Source organism: Curtobacterium sp. MCPF17_051, from assembly GCF_003234595.1.
Taxonomy (GTDB): domain Bacteria; phylum Actinomycetota; class Actinomycetes; order Actinomycetales; family Microbacteriaceae; genus Curtobacterium; species Curtobacterium flaccumfaciens.
In genome coordinates this window covers 195,687-215,198 of sequence record NZ_QKSE01000003.1, presented here as the reverse complement: position 1 = coordinate 215,198, position 19,512 = coordinate 195,687, and the positions used below count along the sequence as shown (strand labels likewise).

Here is a 19,512-nt window from a genome sequence, read left to right as displayed (position 1 = left end):
TTTCTCCGGTGCGGGACCGTCGCTGCTCTCGGGACGTCGTTCCGCAGTTGCCGAAGCGGGCACCGCGGAGCGGGAAGACACGGGAAGAGACGCCATCAGTACGCTCCCTGCGATTGCCAGACGGCTTTGGCAGTCCGCCAGAGGACCACGAGATCGCCCGTGATCGACCAGTTCTCCACGTAGTACAGATCCAGCCGCACGGAATCCTCCCACGACAGGTCGGATCGACCGCTCACCTGCCAGAGCCCGGTCATGCCCGGCTTCACCAGGAACCGACGGTGGACGTGGGTGTCGTAGCGGGCGACCTCGCGCGAGAGCGGCGGCCGGGGTCCGACGAGCGACATGCTGCCGGCCAGGACGTTGAACAGCTGCGGCACTTCGTCGAGGCTGTAGCGGCGCATGAACCCGCCGACCCGGGTGACCCGGGGGTCGTTCCGCATCTTGAACAGGACGTCGTTGCCCTCGGCCCGGTCGAGTGCGCTGAGCTCCTGCAGGCGTTCCTCGGCGTCGACGACCATCGAGCGGAACTTGATCATCCGGAAGGTGCTGCCGTTCAGGCCGACGCGCTCCTGCCGGAAGAAGACCGGACCGGTCGAGGTGGTCTTCACCAGCACGGCCAGCACGAGGAGCAGCGGCGACAGGACGACGACGAGCAGCCCTGCACCGATCAGGTCGAAGGCGCGCTTCGTGTAGAGCTTGCGCCCCGAGTACGTCGGTGTCTCGACGTGGATGAGCGGCAGGCCCTGCACCGGCCGGGTGTGGATGCGGGGGCCACCGATGTCGGTCAGGCTCGGTGCGACCACCAGGTGCTGTCGGCCCGGCTCGAGCGACCAGCTGAGTTGCCGGACGCGCTCCGGCGGCAGGTCGTCGGAACTCGTGATCACGACGGTGTCGGCACCGGTCTCGCGCAGCGCGGACCCGACGTCGTCCAAGCCGCCGTGGCTCTGGATGGTCGAACCGGCCAGCAGACCGCGGTGGTTCGTCGACACCACGGCGCCGACCACGCGGTAGCCGGCTTCGGGGGAACGCGCGAGTTCGCGGCCGATGTGCAGCACGCTGGCCGGTGACCCGACCAGCAGCACCGTCGCGGAGTAGGCGCCCCGCTGACGCTGGGCCACGAGCCACTGGCGCCACATCCACCGGGACAGCAGGAGGACGAGGATCCCGATCGGGAACGCGATGAGCACGTAGCCGCGCGCAAGGTCGACGTGCAGCAGGAACGCTGCGATGGCGAGCAGGCCGAACACGCGGACGCTGGAGTCCGCGACCAGGCGGTACTCGGTGCTGCCGACGCCGATCACCCGGGCACCGCGGGTGTCGTACAGGGCGAGTGCGCTCATCCACACGACGATCACCACGATGGAGATCGCGGAGTAGCTCAGTCGCAGGTCGGCGGTGTTGGTCGCCAGGTTCGACTCGAGTCCGAGCCAGGCGATCTGCACGCCGAAGACGACCCAGATCAGGGCCAGCAGGTCGGTGAAGAGCACGCGGCGCGAGTACGTGCGGCTCCACTCGTCGGTGGCTCCGATGGCGCGCGGTGCGCGGAGCGCGTCCGCCGTCACGAGGACGACCCGGTCACCACGTCGCCCCACCGTCCGACGACACCCGGACGGTCGTGCCGTCCCACAGCCACACGTCCTGGCCGGCACGGTCGATGGTGACGGTGTCGTCGGTGTCCGCGCCGTCGGCGCAACCGACCGGCGTGACGGGGGTGCTCGGCGTCACCCCGGCGGCGGGCATCGTCACGAGCTGCACGCCGTCGCACGACGCGACCCCCACGCGGGCCAGTGTGTAGTCGCTGCCGTCGACGGCGATCGAGCGCACGCCGCCCATCGGCACGTCGACCCAGGCTCCCTCACCGGTGCGCCACTCGAGTTGGCCGTCGCAGATGACGACCGCGGTCTGCTGCCCCTGGAACGCCTCGATCGGGTCGGTGCACGGCGCCTGGACGGTCCCCTTCGAGAGCACCACGCCGTCGGCACTGATGCCGGCGCCAGCGGCGCCGGGCGCCCCGGCTTCCCACGTCACGCCGGCGTCGGTGCTGGTCCGCGCCGTCGTGGTGCAGTCGTCGCCGACACCCGCCAGGATCGAGAGCTCCGCACCGGAGGCCCGGATCGCCATGAGCGATCGCACATCCGTCCCGAGTCCCACCGGAACCCACGTCGCCCCGCCGTCCACGGAGTGTTCCAGAACCGGCCGCGGGCCGCCGCACGACCCACCGGACGCACGCCACGCCTCCTGGCCGTCGACCGCTGCCAACAGACGGCGACCCTGCTGCTCGGTTGACGCGGCGTCCGCGTCGGCAGACGCACTCGGCCGCGGTGTCTCGCGCCGGTCGGGCGTCCCCGTGAAGGTGGGGATGGGACCCGCGGGTCCGTTCTCCTCGGGCGCCGTGCGACCGAGGGCGAGCGCGACGAGCACCACGTCGATGACGACCAGCGCCGCCACCACGACGGCCACCAGGATGAGCGTGGTCCGAGGCAGTGCCCGGCCGAGGCTTCGGGTCCCCCGGCGAGTCTTCATGTGAGTGTCCCCGTTCAGCGTCCGGCGCGGCGGAGCACGCTCAGCTTCTTGCCGACCCGCTTGGGCGGGTTGACCGTCGCGGCGGCGTCCTCGTCCTGGCCGTAGCCGTACCCGTAGCCGTACCGGCCGTAGCCGTAGGCGCCGGGGCCCTTGAGCGGCATCTTGGTGATGACGAAGCCGGAGACCGGAGCGCCGACGTTCTCGAGGGTCGCGACGGCAGCGGCGAGCTGGCCCTTCAGCGTCTGCCCCGAGGCGACCGCGACGATCGCGCCGGAGGCCTTCTTCGCCAGGATCGCCGCGTCGGTGACGGGCAGCAGCGGCGGAGCGTCGAAGAGGACGTAGTCGAACTGCTGCTCGAGCCGTTCGATCAGGTCCTGCATGGCGCGCGACCCGAGCAGCTCTGACGGGTTCGGCGGGATCGGGCCGGCGGGCAGGACGACGAGCTTGCCACGACCCCAGGGGTGAGCGACGTCCTCCAGGTCAGCGCGGCCGATGAGCACGTCCGTCAGGCCGGCGTTGCCCTCGACGTCCATGTACTCGGCGACGCGGGGGCGGCGCAGGTCGGCGTCGATCAGGATCACGCGGAACCCGGCACTGTCCAGGGCGATCGCCAGGTTCGCGACGGTGGTGCTCTTGCCCTCGGACTGCATCGACGACGTCATGACGAAGGTGCGAGCACCGCTGCCGATGTCGAGGAACTGCAGGTTGGTGCGGAGCGTGCGGAACGACTCGGCTCGGGGACTGCGCGGGTCGACCTGCACGATGAGCGGGCGCTCGGCGGCCTTGGCGTCGTAGGCGATCCCGCCGACGACGGGCTTGTCGCTGATCTTCTCGACGTCGAGTTCGGTACGGACCCGGTTGTCGAGGGTCTCGCGCAGCACGGCGATCCCGATGCCCAGAGCGAGCCCGACGAGCAGCCCGAGCGCGACGTTGACGGGCACGTTCGGGCTGACCGGGACGCTCGGCACGTCGGCCTGCTTCACGCGGGTGAGCTTGACCGTGCTCTTGCCACTCGCGTCGGTGGCCTCGATGTCCTGCACGACGTTGGTCAGGCTCTGCGAGGTCGCGTTCGCGATGTCGGCAGCCTGCACCGGGTCGGTGCCCTCCACCGAGATGGAGATGAGGGTGGTGCTCGTCGGCGCCGTCGCCGACACCATCGTCGCGAGCTGGTCCGCGTTCATGTCGAGCCCGAGCGACGAGATGACCGGCAGCAGCACGATCGGCGTCGACACCAGGTTCGAGTACGTCAGCACCCGCTGCTGGGTGAAGGTGTTGCCCTGGGCCAGGTCGCTCGCACTGCCGGACGTCTCCGTGGAGACGAAGACCTGCGCCGATGCCGAGTAGACCGGCTTCTTCAGCAGGGAGAACCCTGCGGCTGCGGCCACTCCCACCAGGGCGAGTACGACGATCAGCACCCATCCCTTGCGGAGCACCGTGATGTAGTCGCGGAGTTCCACGCCTTTGCCTTCCCCGATCCCAACCGTCCCCGTGGTCCCGACACAGGCACGCCGGGGTACTCCCAGCGCACGGCATACAAATAGTGCCACAGGAACGAGCACTGCTCGGGGGAAGTCGCCATCCGGCGCGCAGTGTCCTCTACGGTGGCCCCATGCGCTCCGAGTCGGCCAAGACCACCACCGAGCCCAGCGTGCGGCGACAGCGGGACCTCATCGTCATCCTCGTCGCACTCGGCGTCGCCGTGATCCTGACCCGGATCGTCGGACAGGTCACCCGGACTGGGGGCATCCCCTCGCCGGTCCTGCAGGTGCTCGCCGCGGACGCCGCCGTGTGGCTGCCGCTCGTCGTCGCGGCCGCCGTGGTGCTCCGTCGGACCCCGCGTTCGGCGATGGTGTCCCGCCTGCGGCTCGACCTCGGGATCGTGGTCTTCGCGATCGGCATCGTGATCGTGTGCCGCGCGGTGGATGTTTTCCTGTCGATCGCGTTCACGGGGTCGACCGGGCTGGTCCCAGCACCGACGCTCGGCACGCCCGACGTCGGGCTGCTGCTCGTGTCGGCGATCGGCATCGTCGTCGTCAGCCCCGTGCTCGAAGAAGTGGTGTTCCGCGGGCTGTTCCAGCGCCGGCTCGCCGCCGAGCTCACGCCACGCACCCGGTTCCTCGCGGTGCTGGTCACGGCGTTCCTGTTCGCGCTGCTCCACCTGCTGCTCGGTGCGGGTGGCACGTCGCTCGGCGGGTTCCAGGTGTTCGTGACGACGTTCCTGCTCGGCCTGCTCACCGGCACGCTCGTCGCGATGACCGACCGCATCGGCGGCGCGATCCTGGCGCACGTGCTGTTCAACGCCGTCGCGGTCGTCGCCACCTGGCCGCGCTGAGCGTCCGGGGCTGCTTTCCCAGACGAGGGCGGGACCGTCACCGGGCAGCGACGACCCCGTTCCACTAGCCTGCACTGAGCATGATTCGCCCAACCAGCATCGTCGACAACCCGCTCGTCCGTCAGGCTCCGATCAGCGGCCTGTTGGCGCTGTCGGCGTTCCTCAGCGTCGTGATGCCGTCGCTGGTGATCACCGAGCACGACCTGTTCGTCGCGAGCGTCGTCGGCATGGTCGTCGCGACCCTGCTGAGCGCGATCCCCACGCTCGTGCGCCGCGCGGCCTGGGTGGTGCCGATCCTGCTGACCGTCGACTTCCTGACGATCGCACTGCTGCGCACCGGGACGGGGGCGGGTGCCTCGGTGTTCACGGCGCTCGTGGTGCTGCCGGTGATCTGGTGGGCGTCGCTCGAGGGGCGTCGGACCGTGGTGTTCGCGGTCCTCGGTCTGCTGGTCGTGATGCTCGCCCCGTACGTACTGACCCCGACCGACCCGCCCGGCCCGAGCGAACTCGTCCGCGTCGGTGCCGTCGTGATCGTGTTCGGCACGGTCGCCGTCGTCGTGCACGAACTCTCCCGTCGTTCGCGCCTGAACCTGCGGTCGGCCGAGGCCCGCGAGGGCAAGGTCCGCGCCGAGATCGACCGGGCAGCAGCGGTCCAGCGGTCACTGCTCCCGACGACGACCGGCCGCATCACCGACGACGTCGTCGTCGCCGGTGCCTGCCTGCCGGCCCGGAGCGTCGGCGGTGACTTCTTCGACTGGTACCCGACCAACAGCGGAGTGGCGGTGAGCCTCGGTGACGTGATGGGCAAGGGCGTCGGTGCCGGCCTGATCGCCGCGGCGGTCCGGTCGACACTCCGGAGTGCTCGGACGGTCGACGATCCGGCCGAGGCGCTGAAGCGGGCCTCCGACGGCCTGACCGCCGAGGGCGTCGGACCGGACCTCGCCTTCACCACGTTGTTCCACGCCCGGATCTCCGACGACGGCACCCTCCGGTGGTCCGACGCCGGGCACGGGCTGAGCTTCGTGCTGCGCGCCGACGGGCACGTCGACCGGCTCCGGTCCGGGGACATGCCGCTGGGGCTCGGCATCCGCGAGGAGTGGGCGACGACCGAGGGCACCCTCGAACCCGGTGACCTGCTCGTCTCGTTCAGTGACGGCGTGCTCGACCTGTACGACGACCTGGACCAGACGATCGAGTCCGTCGCCGAGATCGCCCGCGCCGGCCGCGACCCGCACGCGGTCGTGCTCGCGCTGTCGGCCCGCGCCGACGAGGTCCCGCACGACGACGACGTGACTGTGATCGCGATCCGCCGGCAGCCGGTCGAGGTCGACACGGAGCGACCGCTCGCGATGCGCGCCGACTGACGGCGCGGAACGAGCCACCGCCGACTGACTGCGCGGAACGAGCGCACGCCCACCGACGGCACGGAACGAGCGCCCGCGGCCGACGGCGCGGAACGAGCGCCGCCTGCCGAGATTGGTACGCGTCGCCGCTCGAACCCGAATCGTGCGGCGACGCGTGCAGACGGTGAGCGTCTGCCCTCGGACGCCCTAGCGTCCTCGGTCTGTGGGGGCGGCCCGACGGGCCACCGGAGGGTCAACCGACCCGGTCGAGGTCCCAGAGGGGCGGCACGTACGCGCGGGACCAGCCCTCGCGCAGGCGCGTCACGGCGCGGTCGAAGGCCTCGAGCAGGTCCATCTCCGGCCGCACCATGGACTGCAGCTGCAGCCCCTCGTAGGTCGCGAGCAGCTGCTCCGATCCGCGGGCCGGCTCCATCGTGCCCGGCTCACGGCCGAGCAGGACGTCACGCTCCAGGGCGTGCTGCACGAAGGCGTGGAACCGTCGCCACCGGGCGTGCAGCATCGGCGCGAGCGGGTGCTCGGGCGACGCCGCGATGTTCAGCGTCGCCGTCAGGAACCGCATGAGCGACGGGTCGGCCACGTTCGCGGTGACGATCGCACGCAGGAACCGGATGGTGCCGTGCTGTTCGGCCAGGGGCATGAGCGGCACGGTGCGCTCCTCGTTCCACCGGTCGATGGTGGCGAGCAGCAGACCGTCCCAGCTCGGGAACGTGCGGTCGACGACGTCGGTGTCCACACCGGCCGCAGCCGCGACGACCTCGGGGGTCACCTCGTGCAGCGGACGGGAACGCAACGCCGTGATCATCCCGTGGATGACCTCGCCCCGCAGGGAGGGGTCGTCGGAGGTGGTCACCGGCGGCGCTTCGATGTGCATGCATACACTCCAGCAAAGTCCCGTGACCGTGCACAGTCCCCCGAACGGGAACGCGCGTTCCCCGGACAGGCCCTACGGCTGGTCCGGCACCGTCACGATCCGGTTCTGGTACGCCCACACCACGGCCTGCAGCCGCGACCGCACCCCGAGCTTCGGCAGCATCCGCGCCAGGTGCGACTTGACGGTCGACACCTCGAGCACGAGCGCAGCGGCGATCTCCTCGTTCGACATCCCCTGCGCCAGCAGCAGGAGCACCTCGCGCTCGCGGGCGGTCAGCACGCCGTCGGCCCGGTCGCCGGAGACCGGCTGCAGGCTCCGCCGTGACACGAACTCCCGCAGCACCCGCCGGGTCAGGGCCTGGTCGAGCGTGCCGTTGCCGGCGGCGACCTGCCGTACGGCGTCGATGATCGTGTCCGGCTCGGCGTCCTTCAGCAGGAAGCCGGAGGCACCGGCCTCGAGCGCCCCGAACACGTAGTCGTCCAGGTCGAACGTCGTCAGCATGAGCGCGGGGATCGCCGGATCGGCGTCCGGTGCGCAGAAGATCCGGGCGAGTTCGATGCCGTTCATCACCGGCATCCGGATGTCCAGGCAGGCGACGTCGGGTCGCGTCTCGCGCGCCAGCGCGAGCGCCTCGCCGCCGTCGGCGGCCACGCCGACCACCTCGATGTCCGGCTCCGCGCCGAGGAGCGCGGACACCCCGGCGCGGACCAGGGGCTGGTCGTCCGCGACCAGCACGCGGATCACGCGACCACCCCGGTGCCGTCGGCGGCCTGCGCGGGTGCGGTAGGTGCCTCCCGGCCGAGCGCCAGCTCCACCAGCCATCCACCGGTCGCGGTCGGGCCGGTCTGGAGGCGCGCCCCGACCAGGTCCGCCCGCTCGCGCATCCCCCGCAGACCGTTGCCGCCCGAGGGAGAGGTCCCCGCTGCCGGGACGGTGGCGGGTGCGTTCTCCACCCGGATCACCACCCGGGTCGCGTCACGGTCGTCGATGGTGACGGTGCACGGGGCGGACGGGGCGTGCAGGGCGGCGTTCGCCAGCGCCTCCTGGACGGTGCGGTAGGCCGCGAGCTGCGCGAGCGGGCCGACGCCGTCGGCCAGCGGGCGGTCACCCGGCAGCACGTCGAGGCGGACGTCGCTGCGGAACCGGGCACGTTCGGCCAGGTCGACGATGCCGGCGACCGTCTCGACGGCGCGCTCCGCCGGGGTGTCGTCGCGGAGCAGGCCGACCAGGCGGCGGAGGTCCTCGAGCACGGCGGTGCTCTGCTCGCGGACCTGGCGGGCACCCTCGTGGGCACGCTCCGGGTCCGCGTCGATCTGCCGGTCGATGACGGCGGCCATCAGCGCGATGCCGGACAGGTGGTGGGCGGCGATGTCGTGGAGCTCACGGGCCATCGCGGCACGTTCGCGGGACACCGCGGCGTCGACCAGGGCGTCCTGCTCGCGGTTCACGGCACTGGCCTCGGCGGTGCGGGCGACGCGGACCTCGCGGCGGGACTGCACCAGCAGGGTGACCAGCAGGGGCAGGCCGACCGCGCCGATCGCCTGCAGCGCGCCCTGTCCGAGCGACCCCGCCAGGCCCGTCGAGAAATCACCGCGGAACGCGCCACCGGCGACGGCGGACAGCACCGCGCTGCCGGCGGCGACGAGCGCCCCGGCGACCAGGAGCGTCGGCCACAGGCGGTCCAGCGGGACACGGAGCGCGGCGAGGACGACGGCGACGACCACGGGCAGCGCGGTGAGGCCGAACAGGTCGGACGACTGCGGAGCGAGCGCCGCGACCACCACCGGCAGGGCGGCGATCACGATCAGCACGGTGCGCGGTGCCCGACGGGCGGCGAGCAGGGCGGCCGACTGGACCAGCAGGCCGAGGGCCAGGACGCTCCACGCCAGGGTGAACGGTGCGGGCGCCCGCAGCGCCAGGGCGGCACCGTCGGGCTCGAGGGCGTCCAGGGGCGGCAGGCCGAGCAGCAGGCCGAGGGCGACGACGGCCGTGCCGAGGGCGACGAAGGCGTCGGCACGGCGGGCGCGCTGCGCGGGCTGGGCCGGTTGCGCGGGCTGGGCCGGTTGCGCGCGCTGCGCTGTCGGCTCGGGCTGCGCTGCCGGCTCGGCCGGTGCGCGCAGCGCGTCGTGCTCAGCGGGTGCCATCGTTGGATCCTACGAGGCGGGCGCGGGTGGGGACCGGTGCGTCGAGGGGCAGGGCGCGTCGGGCGGGGTCGTAGCCCAGGCGGCCACGGGTCGCGACGAGGAGCACCACGGCGGCGATCGTCGACATGATGGTCAGGCCGATCATCAGCGTGCCGGCGGTCATGCTCGGGTACATCTCGGGGAAGAGCGTCGAGATCGTGTTGTTCACGCCGACGTGCAGCAGCAGGGCCAGGGGCAGGCTCTCGCGGGTCTTGTTGAAGACCTGGATCATCACGACGTTGAAGGTGATGGTGAACAGGGCGAACACGACGGGCTCGCTCCAGTGCGCGTTCGGCCAGCCGCCCCAGTCGCTGAAGTACAGCGGCATGTGCCAGAGCGCCCAGATCGGGCCGAGGATCGCGGCCGCTCCGAGGCCCCCGAAGCGGTGCTGCAGGCGGGGCAGGGCGAAGTCGCGCCAGCCGGGCTCCTCACTCAGGCCGGTCGAGAACAGCTGGATGACCAGGCCGGGGACGAGCATGGCGAAGGCGAGGGCCGAGGGTGCCCGCACGTCACCACCGGCGAACGGCAGCGCGGACACGACGATCAGGGCCGGCACGACGACGAGCGCCAGCGCGTACCAGTACCAGGCGACCCGCCAGCGGAACAGCCGTCCGACCCAGCGGCGGAGCCCCGCGCGACCGTCGGCGACCGCCGTGACGATGAACGCGCTGCCCAACGGGCCGAGGAGTGCCCCGGGCAGGACGCCCGTGAACTGCGCGCTGCCCAGGACCTCGGGGAAGTGGATGTCCCACACGCCCATGCCGTGCGGCGACAGGATGTACGGCACCCACGCGAGCCAGCTCAGGCCGAGTGCCATGGTGAAGAAGGACACGAGCGGGTGCCGGGCGATGAGGCCGCGGACACCCCCTCGGTCGCGGGCTGCGGTGCCGGCGGTGGGCCGGACTTCGGTGGTGTTCGTCATGCACACGACGCTAGGAACCTGCGCGCTCGGGGACGACCGGCTTCGGGATGCACCTGCGCGAGTTCCATCGAAGGATGCAAGCGCCGTTCGGGCCGTCCGTCCGTCGTTGCAGGGGTGGTGGTCGCCTGCCGCTCACGCTGTGGTCACACTCAGGAAACCACCGCGACAGACGTCGCCACCAGCATCGTCGCGTGACCGCACACCGCTCTCGCCATCGATCCCCCGCCCTGGCCGCCACCGCCCTCGCCCTCGCCGCCGCCGTCGGCGTCCCCGTCCTGACCGCCGCGCCGGCTCCGGCCGCGGCGGCTCCCGTCCCCGCCGAGGACCTCGCGTCCCGCTTCACCCTCGCGGTGCTGCCGGACACGCAGTTCTACTCGCGCTACTCGGCGTCGCAGTTCCTCCCCCGCTACGGCGACGACCCGTTCCACGTGCAGACGGAGTGGCTCGCCGAGCACGCCGACGAGCTGCGCATCCCGTTCACCACGCACGTCGGCGACGTCGTCGACCAGGTCGGCCAGGCCGGCGAGTGGCAGGCGGCCGACCGGGCGATGTCGGTGCTCGACGACGCCGGGCTGCCGTACAGCATCACGACGGGCAACCACGACGTCCGGAACTCCGCCGACACCGTGTTCGACACCTCGTACGACCTCGCCGCCGAGCCGTACCTGCAGACCTTCCCGGCGTCCCGAGCCACCGGTCAGCCGACCGTCGAGTCCGGCACCGACCACACCGGGCTGAGCCAGTTCCACGTGTTCGAGGCCGAGGGACAGCGGTTCCTCTCGCTCGCGTTGCCGTGGCGTGCCTCGGACGAGACCCTCGCGTGGGCGAACCAGGTGATCGCGGCCCACCCGACCCTGCCGACGATCCTGACCTCGCACGAGGTCATCAACATCGCCACCGACGGCCTCACCGCGGTCGACACGGCCTACGGCGAGCGTCTGTGGAAGAACGTCATCGCCCCGAACGACCAGGTCTTCCTGACCCTCAACGGGCACTTCCACGGCTCCACCTGGAAGAGCCGCACGAACACGGCGGGGCACGCGGTGACGCAGGTCCTGATCGATCACCAGATGGACTACGAGGGCGGCAACGGCTACCTCGGCCTGATGGAGTTCGACCTGACGAACGGCACCCTCGCGATGCAGACCGCGTCGCCGTGGGTGACCTGGAAGCCGTCCTCGACCCTGACGTCCTACGACCAGCCGCTGCTCGACGCCGCCAACCAGCGGTACACCGTGCCGGTGGACTTCCGTGCACGCTTCGCCGGGTTCGCACCGGACTTCCGCGCCGGATCCGCCGACGAGCCGCCGCTCATCGACCGGGCCCGCCAGATGCTGCTCGACGGGTTCGAGGGCGCTCCGCCGGTGACGACCGAGCTGCCCGGCGGCCGTGCCGACCACACCGAGGTCGACGGCACGCTGGCCTGGTGGCGTCCCGGTGCGCAGGAGCCCGGCACCCTCGCGCCCGGTGCGACCGTGGACGACGTCGTCGGTGACGCCGACCTCACCCGCATGACCCACGCCGAGTCCGGCTCCCCGACCGCGCAGGACACCGACGTCACGATCGTCGACGAAGCGCACCCGCTCTCCTCCGACGGCGCCGGGCTCTGCTTCGCGAACGCCGACAAGGCCGCGAAGCGCTTCAGCGCACTGACCTCGCCCGGCGACACGACGGTCGACCGTGCGACGTTCCCGGACGGCTACACGATCGAGACGTTCCTCGAGGTCGACCCGTCCTGGACCGACGGCGCGAACGCGTGGTCGAAGGCGATCGTCCGGAGTGGCAACCGCTCCCAGATCGGCGTCCCGCAGACCCGCTGGGACTGGACCGCGTCCCCGGCCGCACTCGGCATCTCGAACCTCAAGGAGTTCCAGTGGACCGAGATCACCGCGGACGCCGCGAAGGGTGACCGCACCGCGTGGTCCGGCGAGATCATCCCCGGCCGCTGGCTGCACGTCGCCCTCGTGAACGACGCCGACGCCCACACCACCACGATGTACATCGACGGTGCCCCGGTTCTCCGCAACGCCACCGACACCGGTGGGCAAACCGTGCAGGACGGCATGCCGTGGCTGTTCGGCAGCGACTGGGTCGACGACGCCGCCACGAACGGCTGGAACGGCTGCATCGGTGAGACCCGCGTGGTCGACCACCCGATCGGAGCCGAATCCTGGCTGACCGCCCGCGCCGACCTCGACGCGCTCACCGTCGACGAGCCCGGCACCCAGGCCGTACCGACCGCGATCACCGGTGACGGGCACCCCGGTGCCACCGTCACGCTCTCCGGCGCGGTGACCGGCACCACCGAGGTCCGGTCCGACGGTGGTTGGACGGTCGAGCTGGCCGGCGACGACTCCCGTCGCGCCGCCGCCGTGCGCGCGGTCGAGACCAGCTCGGCCGAGGCGGTCCAGTCGATCGGCACCCGGAGCGGGACGGCGGTCGCGTTCGCGGTCGCGGTGCCAGCCGAGGCCGAACCGGAGGATCCGGACGCACCCGCACCGGGCACCCCCGGCGACGAGACGCCCGGCGCGGGCGACGGCGGCACGGGCGACGGCGCTGCGGACGCTCCCGCCGTCCCGGTCGGCGACGTCCCCGGAGCCGGTGACCGCCCGGTCGCCGACGGCGAACTCGCCTTCACCGGCGCACACGGGCTCGGGCTCCTCGGGGTCACGGCGCTGCTGCTGCTCGTGACCGGCGCAGCGGTGCTGCTGCGGCGCCGCCTGGGCGGTCTGCCCCGCGTGACCGGCCCCGCAACGGACGCCGGCACCGGTCGGTAGCACGACAACGACGCCAGGCCCGGTGCCAGCTGGCACCTGGCCTGGCGTCCGTCAGGGGGTCAGACCACCGCGCGCAACGCGTCCGCGATGCCGGTCAGGGCCACGTCGAGCTCGTCGGCGACGCGCTGGTGGGTCGCCGTCGAGCGACGGTAGGGGTCGTCGACGTCGTCGTCGGCCGGGTCGGCGGGCGGCGGGACGGTGCCGCGCAGGCGGGCGACGCGCTCCACGAGCTGTTGCGGGGTCGACACGTCGGCCAGGTCACCGGGCTCGAGGCCGGCGAGCACCCGCGCGAACTGCTTGATCGTGAACGTCCGCTTGGACGCCCGGGGTGCCAGGGAGACGGCGGCTGCGCGGTGCGATCGCTCGGCGGTCAGCACCAGGTCGGCACGCTCGACGATCTCGGCCGTCAGGTACCGCGACCGGTGGGCCGTCGGCTCGCCGCCGAGTCGCACGGACTGCTCGGCCGCGGCGGCGTCCATCGGGGCGCCGTCGTCGGCGATGGTGCCGGCCGACTCGACCACGAACGCCGGGGCGTCCGGGCCGAGCCGTGCCGTCAGGACCTGCGCGCCGAGCGGGGACCGGCAGATGTTGCCGCTGCAGACGAACAGGATCCGCATCGTCACGCTGCGTCGGTGCGTTCGCCGGCGCGCTCGTCGGCACGTTCGTCAGCACCGAGCAGGTCGTGCCGAACGACGATGGCGTCACGGCCGGGACCGACACCGATCGCGGAGATCCGTGCGCCGGACATCGCCTCGATCGCCAGGACGTAGTCCTGTGCGTTCTTCGGCAGGTCGTCGAAGGTGCGGGCTCCGGTGATGTCCTCGGTCCAGCCGGGGAACTCCTGGTACACCGGCTTCGCGTGGTGGAAGTCGGACTGGTTGACCGGGACCTCGTCGACGCGGACGCCGTCGACCTCGTACGCGACGCACACCGGGATCGTCTCGAGCCCGGTCAGGACGTCGAGCTTGGTGAGCACGAAGTCGGTCACACCGTTGATGCGTGCCGTGTAGCGGGCGATCGGGGCGTCGTACCAGCCACAGCGGCGCGGGCGGCCGGTGGTGGTGCCGAACTCGAAGCCGTTGGCCCGCAGGAACTCGCCCGACTCGTCGAACAGCTCGGTCGGGAACGGACCGGCGCCGACGCGGGTCGTGTACGCCTTGACGATGCCGATGATCCGCTCGAGCTTGCCCGGGCCGATGCCCGAACCGGTCGCAGCGCCGCCGGCGGTCGCGGACGACGAGGTGACGAACGGGTAGGTGCCGTGGTCGACGTCGAGCATCGTGGCCTGGCCGGCTTCGAACAGGACGGTCTCGCCGCGCTCCAGGGCACGGTGGATCTCGAGGGCGGTGTCGGCGACCATCGGGCGCAGGCGCTCGGCGAACGAGAGCAGCGACTCGACGACTTCTTCCGGGTCGATCGCGCGACGGTTGAAGACCTTGACCAGCAGGTGGTTCTTCTGGTCGAGCGCGGCCTCGACCTTCTGGCGCAGGATGTTCTCGTCGAAGATGTCCTGGATCCGGATGCCGACGCGGTTGATCTTGTCGGCGTAGGTCGGGCCGATGCCGCGACCGGTGGTGCCGATCTGGCGCTTGCCCAGGAACCGCTCGGTCACCTTGTCGACGGTGCGGTGGTAGTGCGTGATGACGTGGGCGTTGGCCGACACGAGCAGCTTCGAGACGTCGACGCCGCGGGCGCGCAGGGCGTCGAGCTCCTGGAACAGCACCTCGAGGTCGACGACGACGCCGTTCCCGATGATGGGGGTCACACCGGGCGTCAGGATGCCGGAGGGCAGCAGGTGCAGGGCGTACTTCTCGCCGCCGACGACGACGGTGTGGCCGGCGTTGTTGCCGCCGTTGAACTTCACGACGTAGTCGATGCGGGAGCCGAGGAGGTCGGTGGCCTTCCCCTTGCCCTCGTCGCCCCACTGGGCGCCAATGATGACTGCTGCGGGCATCTGGTTCTCCTCACGTTGGCGGAGGACCGCACACGGCCGTCCGGGCCGGTGGTCCACCCGAGTCTATCGGCTGGTCGCCTGCGCGTCACCCGCTGTGACGCCCTGTGGACGGCACGCTGCTTGTCCACATCCAGCGCACCTGGGTGTCCGTCCGGATCGGTCGGAGCACGGTCGGACCCGTCCAGATCCACCAGGGAAGGAGCACGACATGAGCGGCATCGGAGACAAGGCGAAGGACTTCGCCGACAGCGACAAGGGCGAGAAGGCCACGGACACCGGCCTCGACAAGGCGGGTGACGCGGCCGACAAGGCGACCGGCGGCGGGCACGGCGACCAGATCGGCAAGGCCGAGGACGCGGCCGACGGCAAGATCGGCAAGTGACGTCCGAGACGTCACCGGCAGACAGACGGGAGGCGCGGTGCCAGCTGGCACCGCGCCTCCCGTCTGTCGGTCGGTGCGTCCCGGATCGCCCGGCCGACCCCGGATCAGCTCCGGAAGAAGTCCTGGTACGACGGGTCACCGACGGGCTGGGAGTGCCCGGGCTCGGCCAGGCGCTGCTCGATCATGGCCTGGATGACGTCCGGCGGAGTGAGTCCACGACGGCGCCACTCGACCGGGTTGGACCGGAGCTGGTTCAGCGTGTTCTGCATGGGAGCAACACTGGCACCACGTAACTAGTTTGTCTAACTACCTGTCCCGTACACGCACCGACGAGTCGAGACCCCTGCACGAACAGGAGGTGCCGGGCCCGATCCGGGCCCGGCACCTCCTGGTCACCGTGTCGAACGGCGGATCAGCGCGCCACCTTCACGGTCGGCTTCGACGTCGCCGTGCCGTCCTGGTAGCCCGTCGCCTTCGCGACGACCGTCACCGACATCCGGTGACCCGCGTCCGCGGAGCCGAGCGTGTACGACGAACCCGTGGCGTTCGTCACGGCCTTGCCGTCCCGCAGCCACCGGTACGAGTAGGTGACGCCCGTGCCGTTCCACTTGCCGTGGCCCGCCTTGAGCTTCGACCCGACCTTCGGCGTGCCGGCGATCGACACCCCGCTGCCCTTCTGGAGCTGCAGGGTCGGGGCCACCCAGGTCGCGGCGACACTCTGCGCCTGGCTGCCGACCGCGTTGCCGAGGTGGAGCAGCAGGACCCGGGCACTCGCGACACCGGGCGACCGCGTGACCTGGAGCGAGCCCCGGTCGGCGAAGACGACACCCGTCGACAAGCCCTGCGCGAAGGCCAGGGGCGGCTTCGCCGGGTTGAACGCCACCGTGGCGGTCTCGTCCACGATCGACGAGCCGCTCGTGGCCGCAGCCGGCGCGTAGGCCGACTCGGTCAGGACCGAGTACGTGAACGTCGACGTCGCACCGATCAGCGCGGCATCCACCGTCAGCACCTTCACCGTGCTGTCGAAGGTGTTGACGTCCTGCCCGGGCGCACCGCCGTTGAGGGGCTGCGCGTCGACGGTCTTGCCGGTCGCGAGGTCGACCGTCGTGGCGAGGGTGGCGTCGATGGTGGCCGACTTCGCGTCGTAGACCAGGTAGTCCGGCTCACCGTCGCGGTCCGTGTCGATCAGCACCTCGACGTTGGTCACGGCGCCCGGGTTGGCGTCGGGTCCCGCGGTCTGGATGCCGAACGCCAGCGTGCCGGACGCCTTGTCGAAGCTCGCCCCGTAGGCCCGGACGTCCGCGGCACGGAGCGACTGCGACGCCGAACCCTCCGCGAACGTCTCCTGGGGGTCCGTCCCGCCGAGCACGAACGGCGCGACCGCCGCGTGGTACCCCGTCGTCGCCGTCCCCTGGTCGACCACCCGGCCACGCAGCGGCAGGTCGGCGGTCTTCTGGGAGCCGGTGTACGTGATGCCCGCGCCGCGGACCGCACTCACGGGCTTCGGCGCGACGTACGTGCCGACCCGCAGCGGATCGGTCGTGGTGTCGGTCGGGGTGAAGGTGACGAGTCCGGTGGCCGCCGCGACGAACTCGCGCTGGTACCCCTTCTGGACCGACTCCTGGGTGGGGTCGATGACCCGGCGGAGGGCCGTCGGGTCGGCGATCGTGAACGTCAGGTCCACGACGGCACCCCGGCCCGGCTGGACCGTGACGCGCTTGGTGCTGAGCGAGAACGCCACACCCGGCTGGGACACCCGCGGCTGGTAGGCCACGTCGTAGGTGTGCGCGGTCGAGCTGGTGTTCTCGACGAGCAGGGACCGGGTCTCGGTGGTCTTCGCGGCGACCTCGACGACACCGAACGAGGCGGTGACGAGCTGGCCGTTCTCGACGCTGCGGACCGTGGTGTCCGCCGTGACGGCCTGCAGCGCGTCGACGCGGCCGGTGCCCTGACGGAGCAGGGTCGCGGTGCCGTCACCGTCCTCGACGTCGTGCGTCGCCGTGTTCATCAGCGCCGCCTTCACCTGCGGGGCGGACCAGGTCGGGTGCGACTGGAACGTCAGCGCCGCGATGCCCGCGACGTCCGGCGTGGCCATCGAGGTGCCGCTCATCGACATGCGGCCGTCACCGGTGCCGTTGGCCGCCGAGATCACGTTGACCCCGGGGCCGGCGATGTCCGGCTTGACGATGTCGGCGAACGACCCGTGCACGCCACGGCTGGTGAACGACGCGAGCGTGTTCACGGCGTCCGCCTCGAAGGCGATCTCGAAGCCCTTGAGCTCGTCCGCGAAGCGGACGTGCAGGGTCCCCGCCTTGGCGGTGGCCTGGAGGCTCGCCACGCTCTTCGCGGTCAGCTCGGCACCCGGGATGGTCGCGTTGCCACCGATGCCGGATTCGAACGTGTCGAGCGTGCCCGCCAGCAGGACGCCGGCGCCGCCGGCGGCCTCGACGTTGTCGAAGCGGACAGCGGAACCGCACTCGAGCGCGGCGTCGGTCCACTTCAGCCAGACGACCTTGCCCGCGATCTCCGCGGCGTCAGCGGGGCTGAACGCTGCGCAGCCGTCGATGTTCGTGGTCGGGACGACGACGTCGCCCTCGACGGGCAGGGTGCCCGTGAAGTTGGACGAGTACTGCGAACGGTAGGTCTTCGCGACGTCGGCCGGCGCGGTGACCTGGACGCCGTCGTAGAGCGACTGGCCCGTGGCGCTCGCGGCGACGGTGAGCGCACCCTCGGCGTTGCCCGGCGAACCACCGATGTCAGTGAAGTCGTCGGCGTTGCCCGAGGCGATCACGGGGAGCACGCCGCGAGCGGTCAGTGCGTCGATCTTGGCGTTGTCGGGGTCGTCCGGCGCGCCGTAGTCGGAGCCGAGCGACAGGTTCAGGACGTTGATGTCCTTGCCCTCGGTGAGCGCCTGGCCCACCCAGTCGAGCGCGGCACCGGTGACGTCGGTCGAGCCGCCGTTGTCACCGAAGACCTTCAGGGCGTACAGGCCGGCCTCGGGCGCGGTGCCCGGACCGATCCACATGTCCTGCACCTGCTGCGTGGTGAGCTTGGTGTAGTCACCGTCGAACCGCTGCTTGTCGGCGGTCAGGCCGTAGCCGGCGATCGAGCCGGACACGTGCGTGCCGTGGTCGCCGCCCTTGCCGTCGATCGGGTTGTCGTCGGGAGCCGGCACCGGGTCGTAGGCGTCCGGGTCCGTCGGGTCGGCGTTGTAGGTCGCACCGGCGAAGTCGTACCCGCCGAGGAACTTCGACGCGTCGTACAGGCTCGCGTCCGGGGCGCCGCCGCTCGCGTTCGCCAGGGCCTGCTGGTACGCCTCGGTGGTGCCGGGGCCGCCGAAGTCGGCCTGCGTGTAGTCGAGCCCGGTGTCCAGGACGGCGACGTTGACGTCCTGGCCGGTGTGGCCGGTCTGCTGCCAGGCGTCGAGCGAACGCGTGTAGACGTCGCTCGCGGCGTTCTTCGGCGCGACGCCGTCAGCACCGGGCTGGACCAGGCCGGGGTCGACGCCCGAGGGAGCGGCGTCGGCGTCCTCGTTGACCGTCGGCTCGACGATCTTCTTCGGCGTGAGCGGGATGATGCTCTCGACGTCGGACCGCTCCGCGATCTGCCGGAACGCGTCGACGTCGGCGACGACCGCGACTCCGGGGACGGTGTACTCGGTCGAGTAGAGCTCGGTCGCCTCGGCGTCGGCTCGCTCGACGGCCGACCGCACCGCGGCGACGGTCGACTGGATCGCCTCGACGCGGTTCTTGGCTGCGGAGGACTGGGTCCGCGACTTCGTCAGGTCCCCGCCCTTCGCCTTGGCGTCCACTTCGAGGGCACCCTGGCCGGTCGTGCGCACGAACGCGGCGACGGTCTTCGTCGGCTTGGCGTCACGGAGCGGGGCGGAGAGCTTGAGGTCGGCCACCGAGATCCCGGCCGGAGCTGCGGAGGCCGCACCCCCGACTGCGAGACCGCCACACGCGAGGGCCGCGACGGCGATGCCGGCGGTCAGGACGCGGGTGAAGCGACGGGGTGTTGGGTTCGGGTCGGGAATCGGTGTTGCACGGTTCAAAGAGGGCACTCCAGGCTCAGTCCGTGGTTCGCATGAGATTCCTGTGAAGCTATGCGTTCGTTCTCAGGCAGGACAGTCCGCTCTTTGGGGGACCCCCCTCGTCCGGGGGACGGATCCTGTTAAGTTGCACACCTGTGTGCACGTTATTAC

The 19,512-nt window shown here is 71.5% G+C and carries 15 protein-coding genes; 4 read left to right on the top strand and 11 right to left on the bottom strand.

The window, feature by feature from the left end; all coding sequences use genetic code 11:
- Positions 1-95: 95 nt before the first annotated feature.
- The 3 genes from DEJ35_RS03715 to DEJ35_RS03705 are packed head-to-tail and all read right to left on the bottom strand — an operon-like array spanning position 96 to position 3,980.
- Positions 96-1,592, bottom strand: coding sequence for a sugar transferase (locus DEJ35_RS03715; RefSeq protein ID WP_111123712.1), 1,497 nt, complete (start codon positions 1,590-1,592; stop codon positions 96-98).
- Positions 1,576-2,523, bottom strand: coding sequence for a hypothetical protein (locus tag DEJ35_RS03710; protein WP_146238469.1), 948 nt, complete (start codon positions 2,521-2,523; stop codon positions 1,576-1,578). The genes DEJ35_RS03715 and DEJ35_RS03710 overlap by 17 nt, the downstream gene beginning before the upstream one ends.
- Before the next feature lie 14 nt (positions 2,524-2,537).
- Positions 2,538-3,980: a polysaccharide biosynthesis tyrosine autokinase gene (locus DEJ35_RS03705; protein WP_110858797.1), complete on the bottom strand. Its 1,443-nt coding sequence runs from the start codon at positions 3,978-3,980 to the stop codon at positions 2,538-2,540.
- A 152-nt stretch (positions 3,981-4,132) separates the two neighbouring features.
- Between DEJ35_RS03705 and DEJ35_RS03700 the strand changes: the two genes are divergently transcribed.
- Both DEJ35_RS03700 and DEJ35_RS03695 read left to right on the top strand, forming a co-directional pair.
- Complete coding sequence (locus DEJ35_RS03700) at positions 4,133-4,855, top strand: type II CAAX prenyl endopeptidase Rce1 family protein (RefSeq protein ID WP_110858796.1); 723 nt, start codon at positions 4,133-4,135, stop codon at positions 4,853-4,855.
- Between the two features lie 80 nt (positions 4,856-4,935).
- Positions 4,936-6,219, top strand: a complete 1,284-nt coding sequence (locus DEJ35_RS03695; protein WP_110858795.1) for a PP2C family protein-serine/threonine phosphatase — start codon at positions 4,936-4,938, stop codon at positions 6,217-6,219.
- Positions 6,220-6,451: 232 nt separating this feature from the next.
- Here the strand turns inward: DEJ35_RS03695 and DEJ35_RS03690 are convergent, their stop codons facing one another.
- From DEJ35_RS03690 to DEJ35_RS03675, 4 genes are all read right to left on the bottom strand, one after another.
- Positions 6,452-7,090 (bottom strand): TetR/AcrR family transcriptional regulator, encoded by a 639-nt coding sequence (locus DEJ35_RS03690; RefSeq protein ID WP_110858794.1) that lies wholly within the window; start codon positions 7,088-7,090, stop codon positions 6,452-6,454.
- A 72-nt stretch (positions 7,091-7,162) separates the two neighbouring features.
- Positions 7,163-7,834, bottom strand: a complete 672-nt coding sequence (locus tag DEJ35_RS03685) for a response regulator transcription factor (RefSeq protein ID WP_110858793.1) — start codon at positions 7,832-7,834, stop codon at positions 7,163-7,165.
- On the bottom strand, positions 7,831-9,234 hold the full coding sequence (locus DEJ35_RS03680) for a sensor histidine kinase (protein WP_111123713.1): 1,404 nt from the start codon (positions 9,232-9,234) through the stop codon (positions 7,831-7,833). The genes DEJ35_RS03685 and DEJ35_RS03680 overlap by 4 nt, the downstream gene beginning before the upstream one ends.
- Positions 9,221-10,195: a CPBP family intramembrane glutamic endopeptidase gene (locus DEJ35_RS03675; RefSeq protein ID WP_111090199.1), complete on the bottom strand. Its 975-nt coding sequence runs from the start codon at positions 10,193-10,195 to the stop codon at positions 9,221-9,223. Before DEJ35_RS03675 ends, DEJ35_RS03680 begins: the two co-directional genes overlap by 14 nt.
- A gap of 191 nt (positions 10,196-10,386) precedes the next feature.
- On the opposite strand from DEJ35_RS03675, the gene DEJ35_RS03670 reads away from it, so the two are divergent.
- Positions 10,387-12,972, top strand: coding sequence for a LamG-like jellyroll fold domain-containing protein (locus DEJ35_RS03670; RefSeq protein ID WP_220036869.1), 2,586 nt, complete (start codon positions 10,387-10,389; stop codon positions 12,970-12,972).
- 59 nt (positions 12,973-13,031) lie between these two features.
- Here DEJ35_RS03670 and DEJ35_RS03665 read toward each other — a convergent pair whose 3' ends face one another.
- Together DEJ35_RS03665 and DEJ35_RS03660 are read right to left on the bottom strand one after the other, a co-directional pair.
- A complete protein-coding gene (locus tag DEJ35_RS03665) occupies positions 13,032-13,589 on the bottom strand; it encodes a low molecular weight phosphatase family protein (protein ID WP_258376355.1) in 558 nt (185 codons plus the stop codon).
- A gap of 2 nt (positions 13,590-13,591) precedes the next feature.
- Positions 13,592-14,926 carry an adenylosuccinate synthase gene (locus DEJ35_RS03660; protein ID WP_110858789.1) on the bottom strand — a complete coding sequence of 445 codons (1,335 nt, stop codon included), beginning with the start codon at positions 14,924-14,926 and terminating at the stop codon, positions 13,592-13,594.
- A 208-nt stretch (positions 14,927-15,134) separates the two neighbouring features.
- Between DEJ35_RS03660 and DEJ35_RS03655 the strand changes: the two genes are divergently transcribed.
- The gene (locus DEJ35_RS03655; RefSeq protein ID WP_110858788.1) at positions 15,135-15,308 is read left to right on the top strand and encodes an antitoxin; all 174 of its coding nucleotides are present in this window, start codon (positions 15,135-15,137) and stop codon (positions 15,306-15,308) included.
- A 104-nt stretch (positions 15,309-15,412) separates the two neighbouring features.
- On the opposite strand, the gene DEJ35_RS17180 is transcribed toward DEJ35_RS03655, so the two are convergent.
- Positions 15,413-15,577 carry a hypothetical protein gene (locus tag DEJ35_RS17180; RefSeq protein WP_155896763.1) on the bottom strand — a complete coding sequence of 55 codons (165 nt, stop codon included), beginning with the start codon at positions 15,575-15,577 and terminating at the stop codon, positions 15,413-15,415.
- A gap of 143 nt (positions 15,578-15,720) precedes the next feature.
- Positions 15,721-19,215, bottom strand: a complete 3,495-nt coding sequence (locus tag DEJ35_RS03650; protein WP_111192077.1) for a S8 family serine peptidase — start codon at positions 19,213-19,215, stop codon at positions 15,721-15,723.
- Positions 19,216-19,512 lie beyond the last annotated feature (297 nt).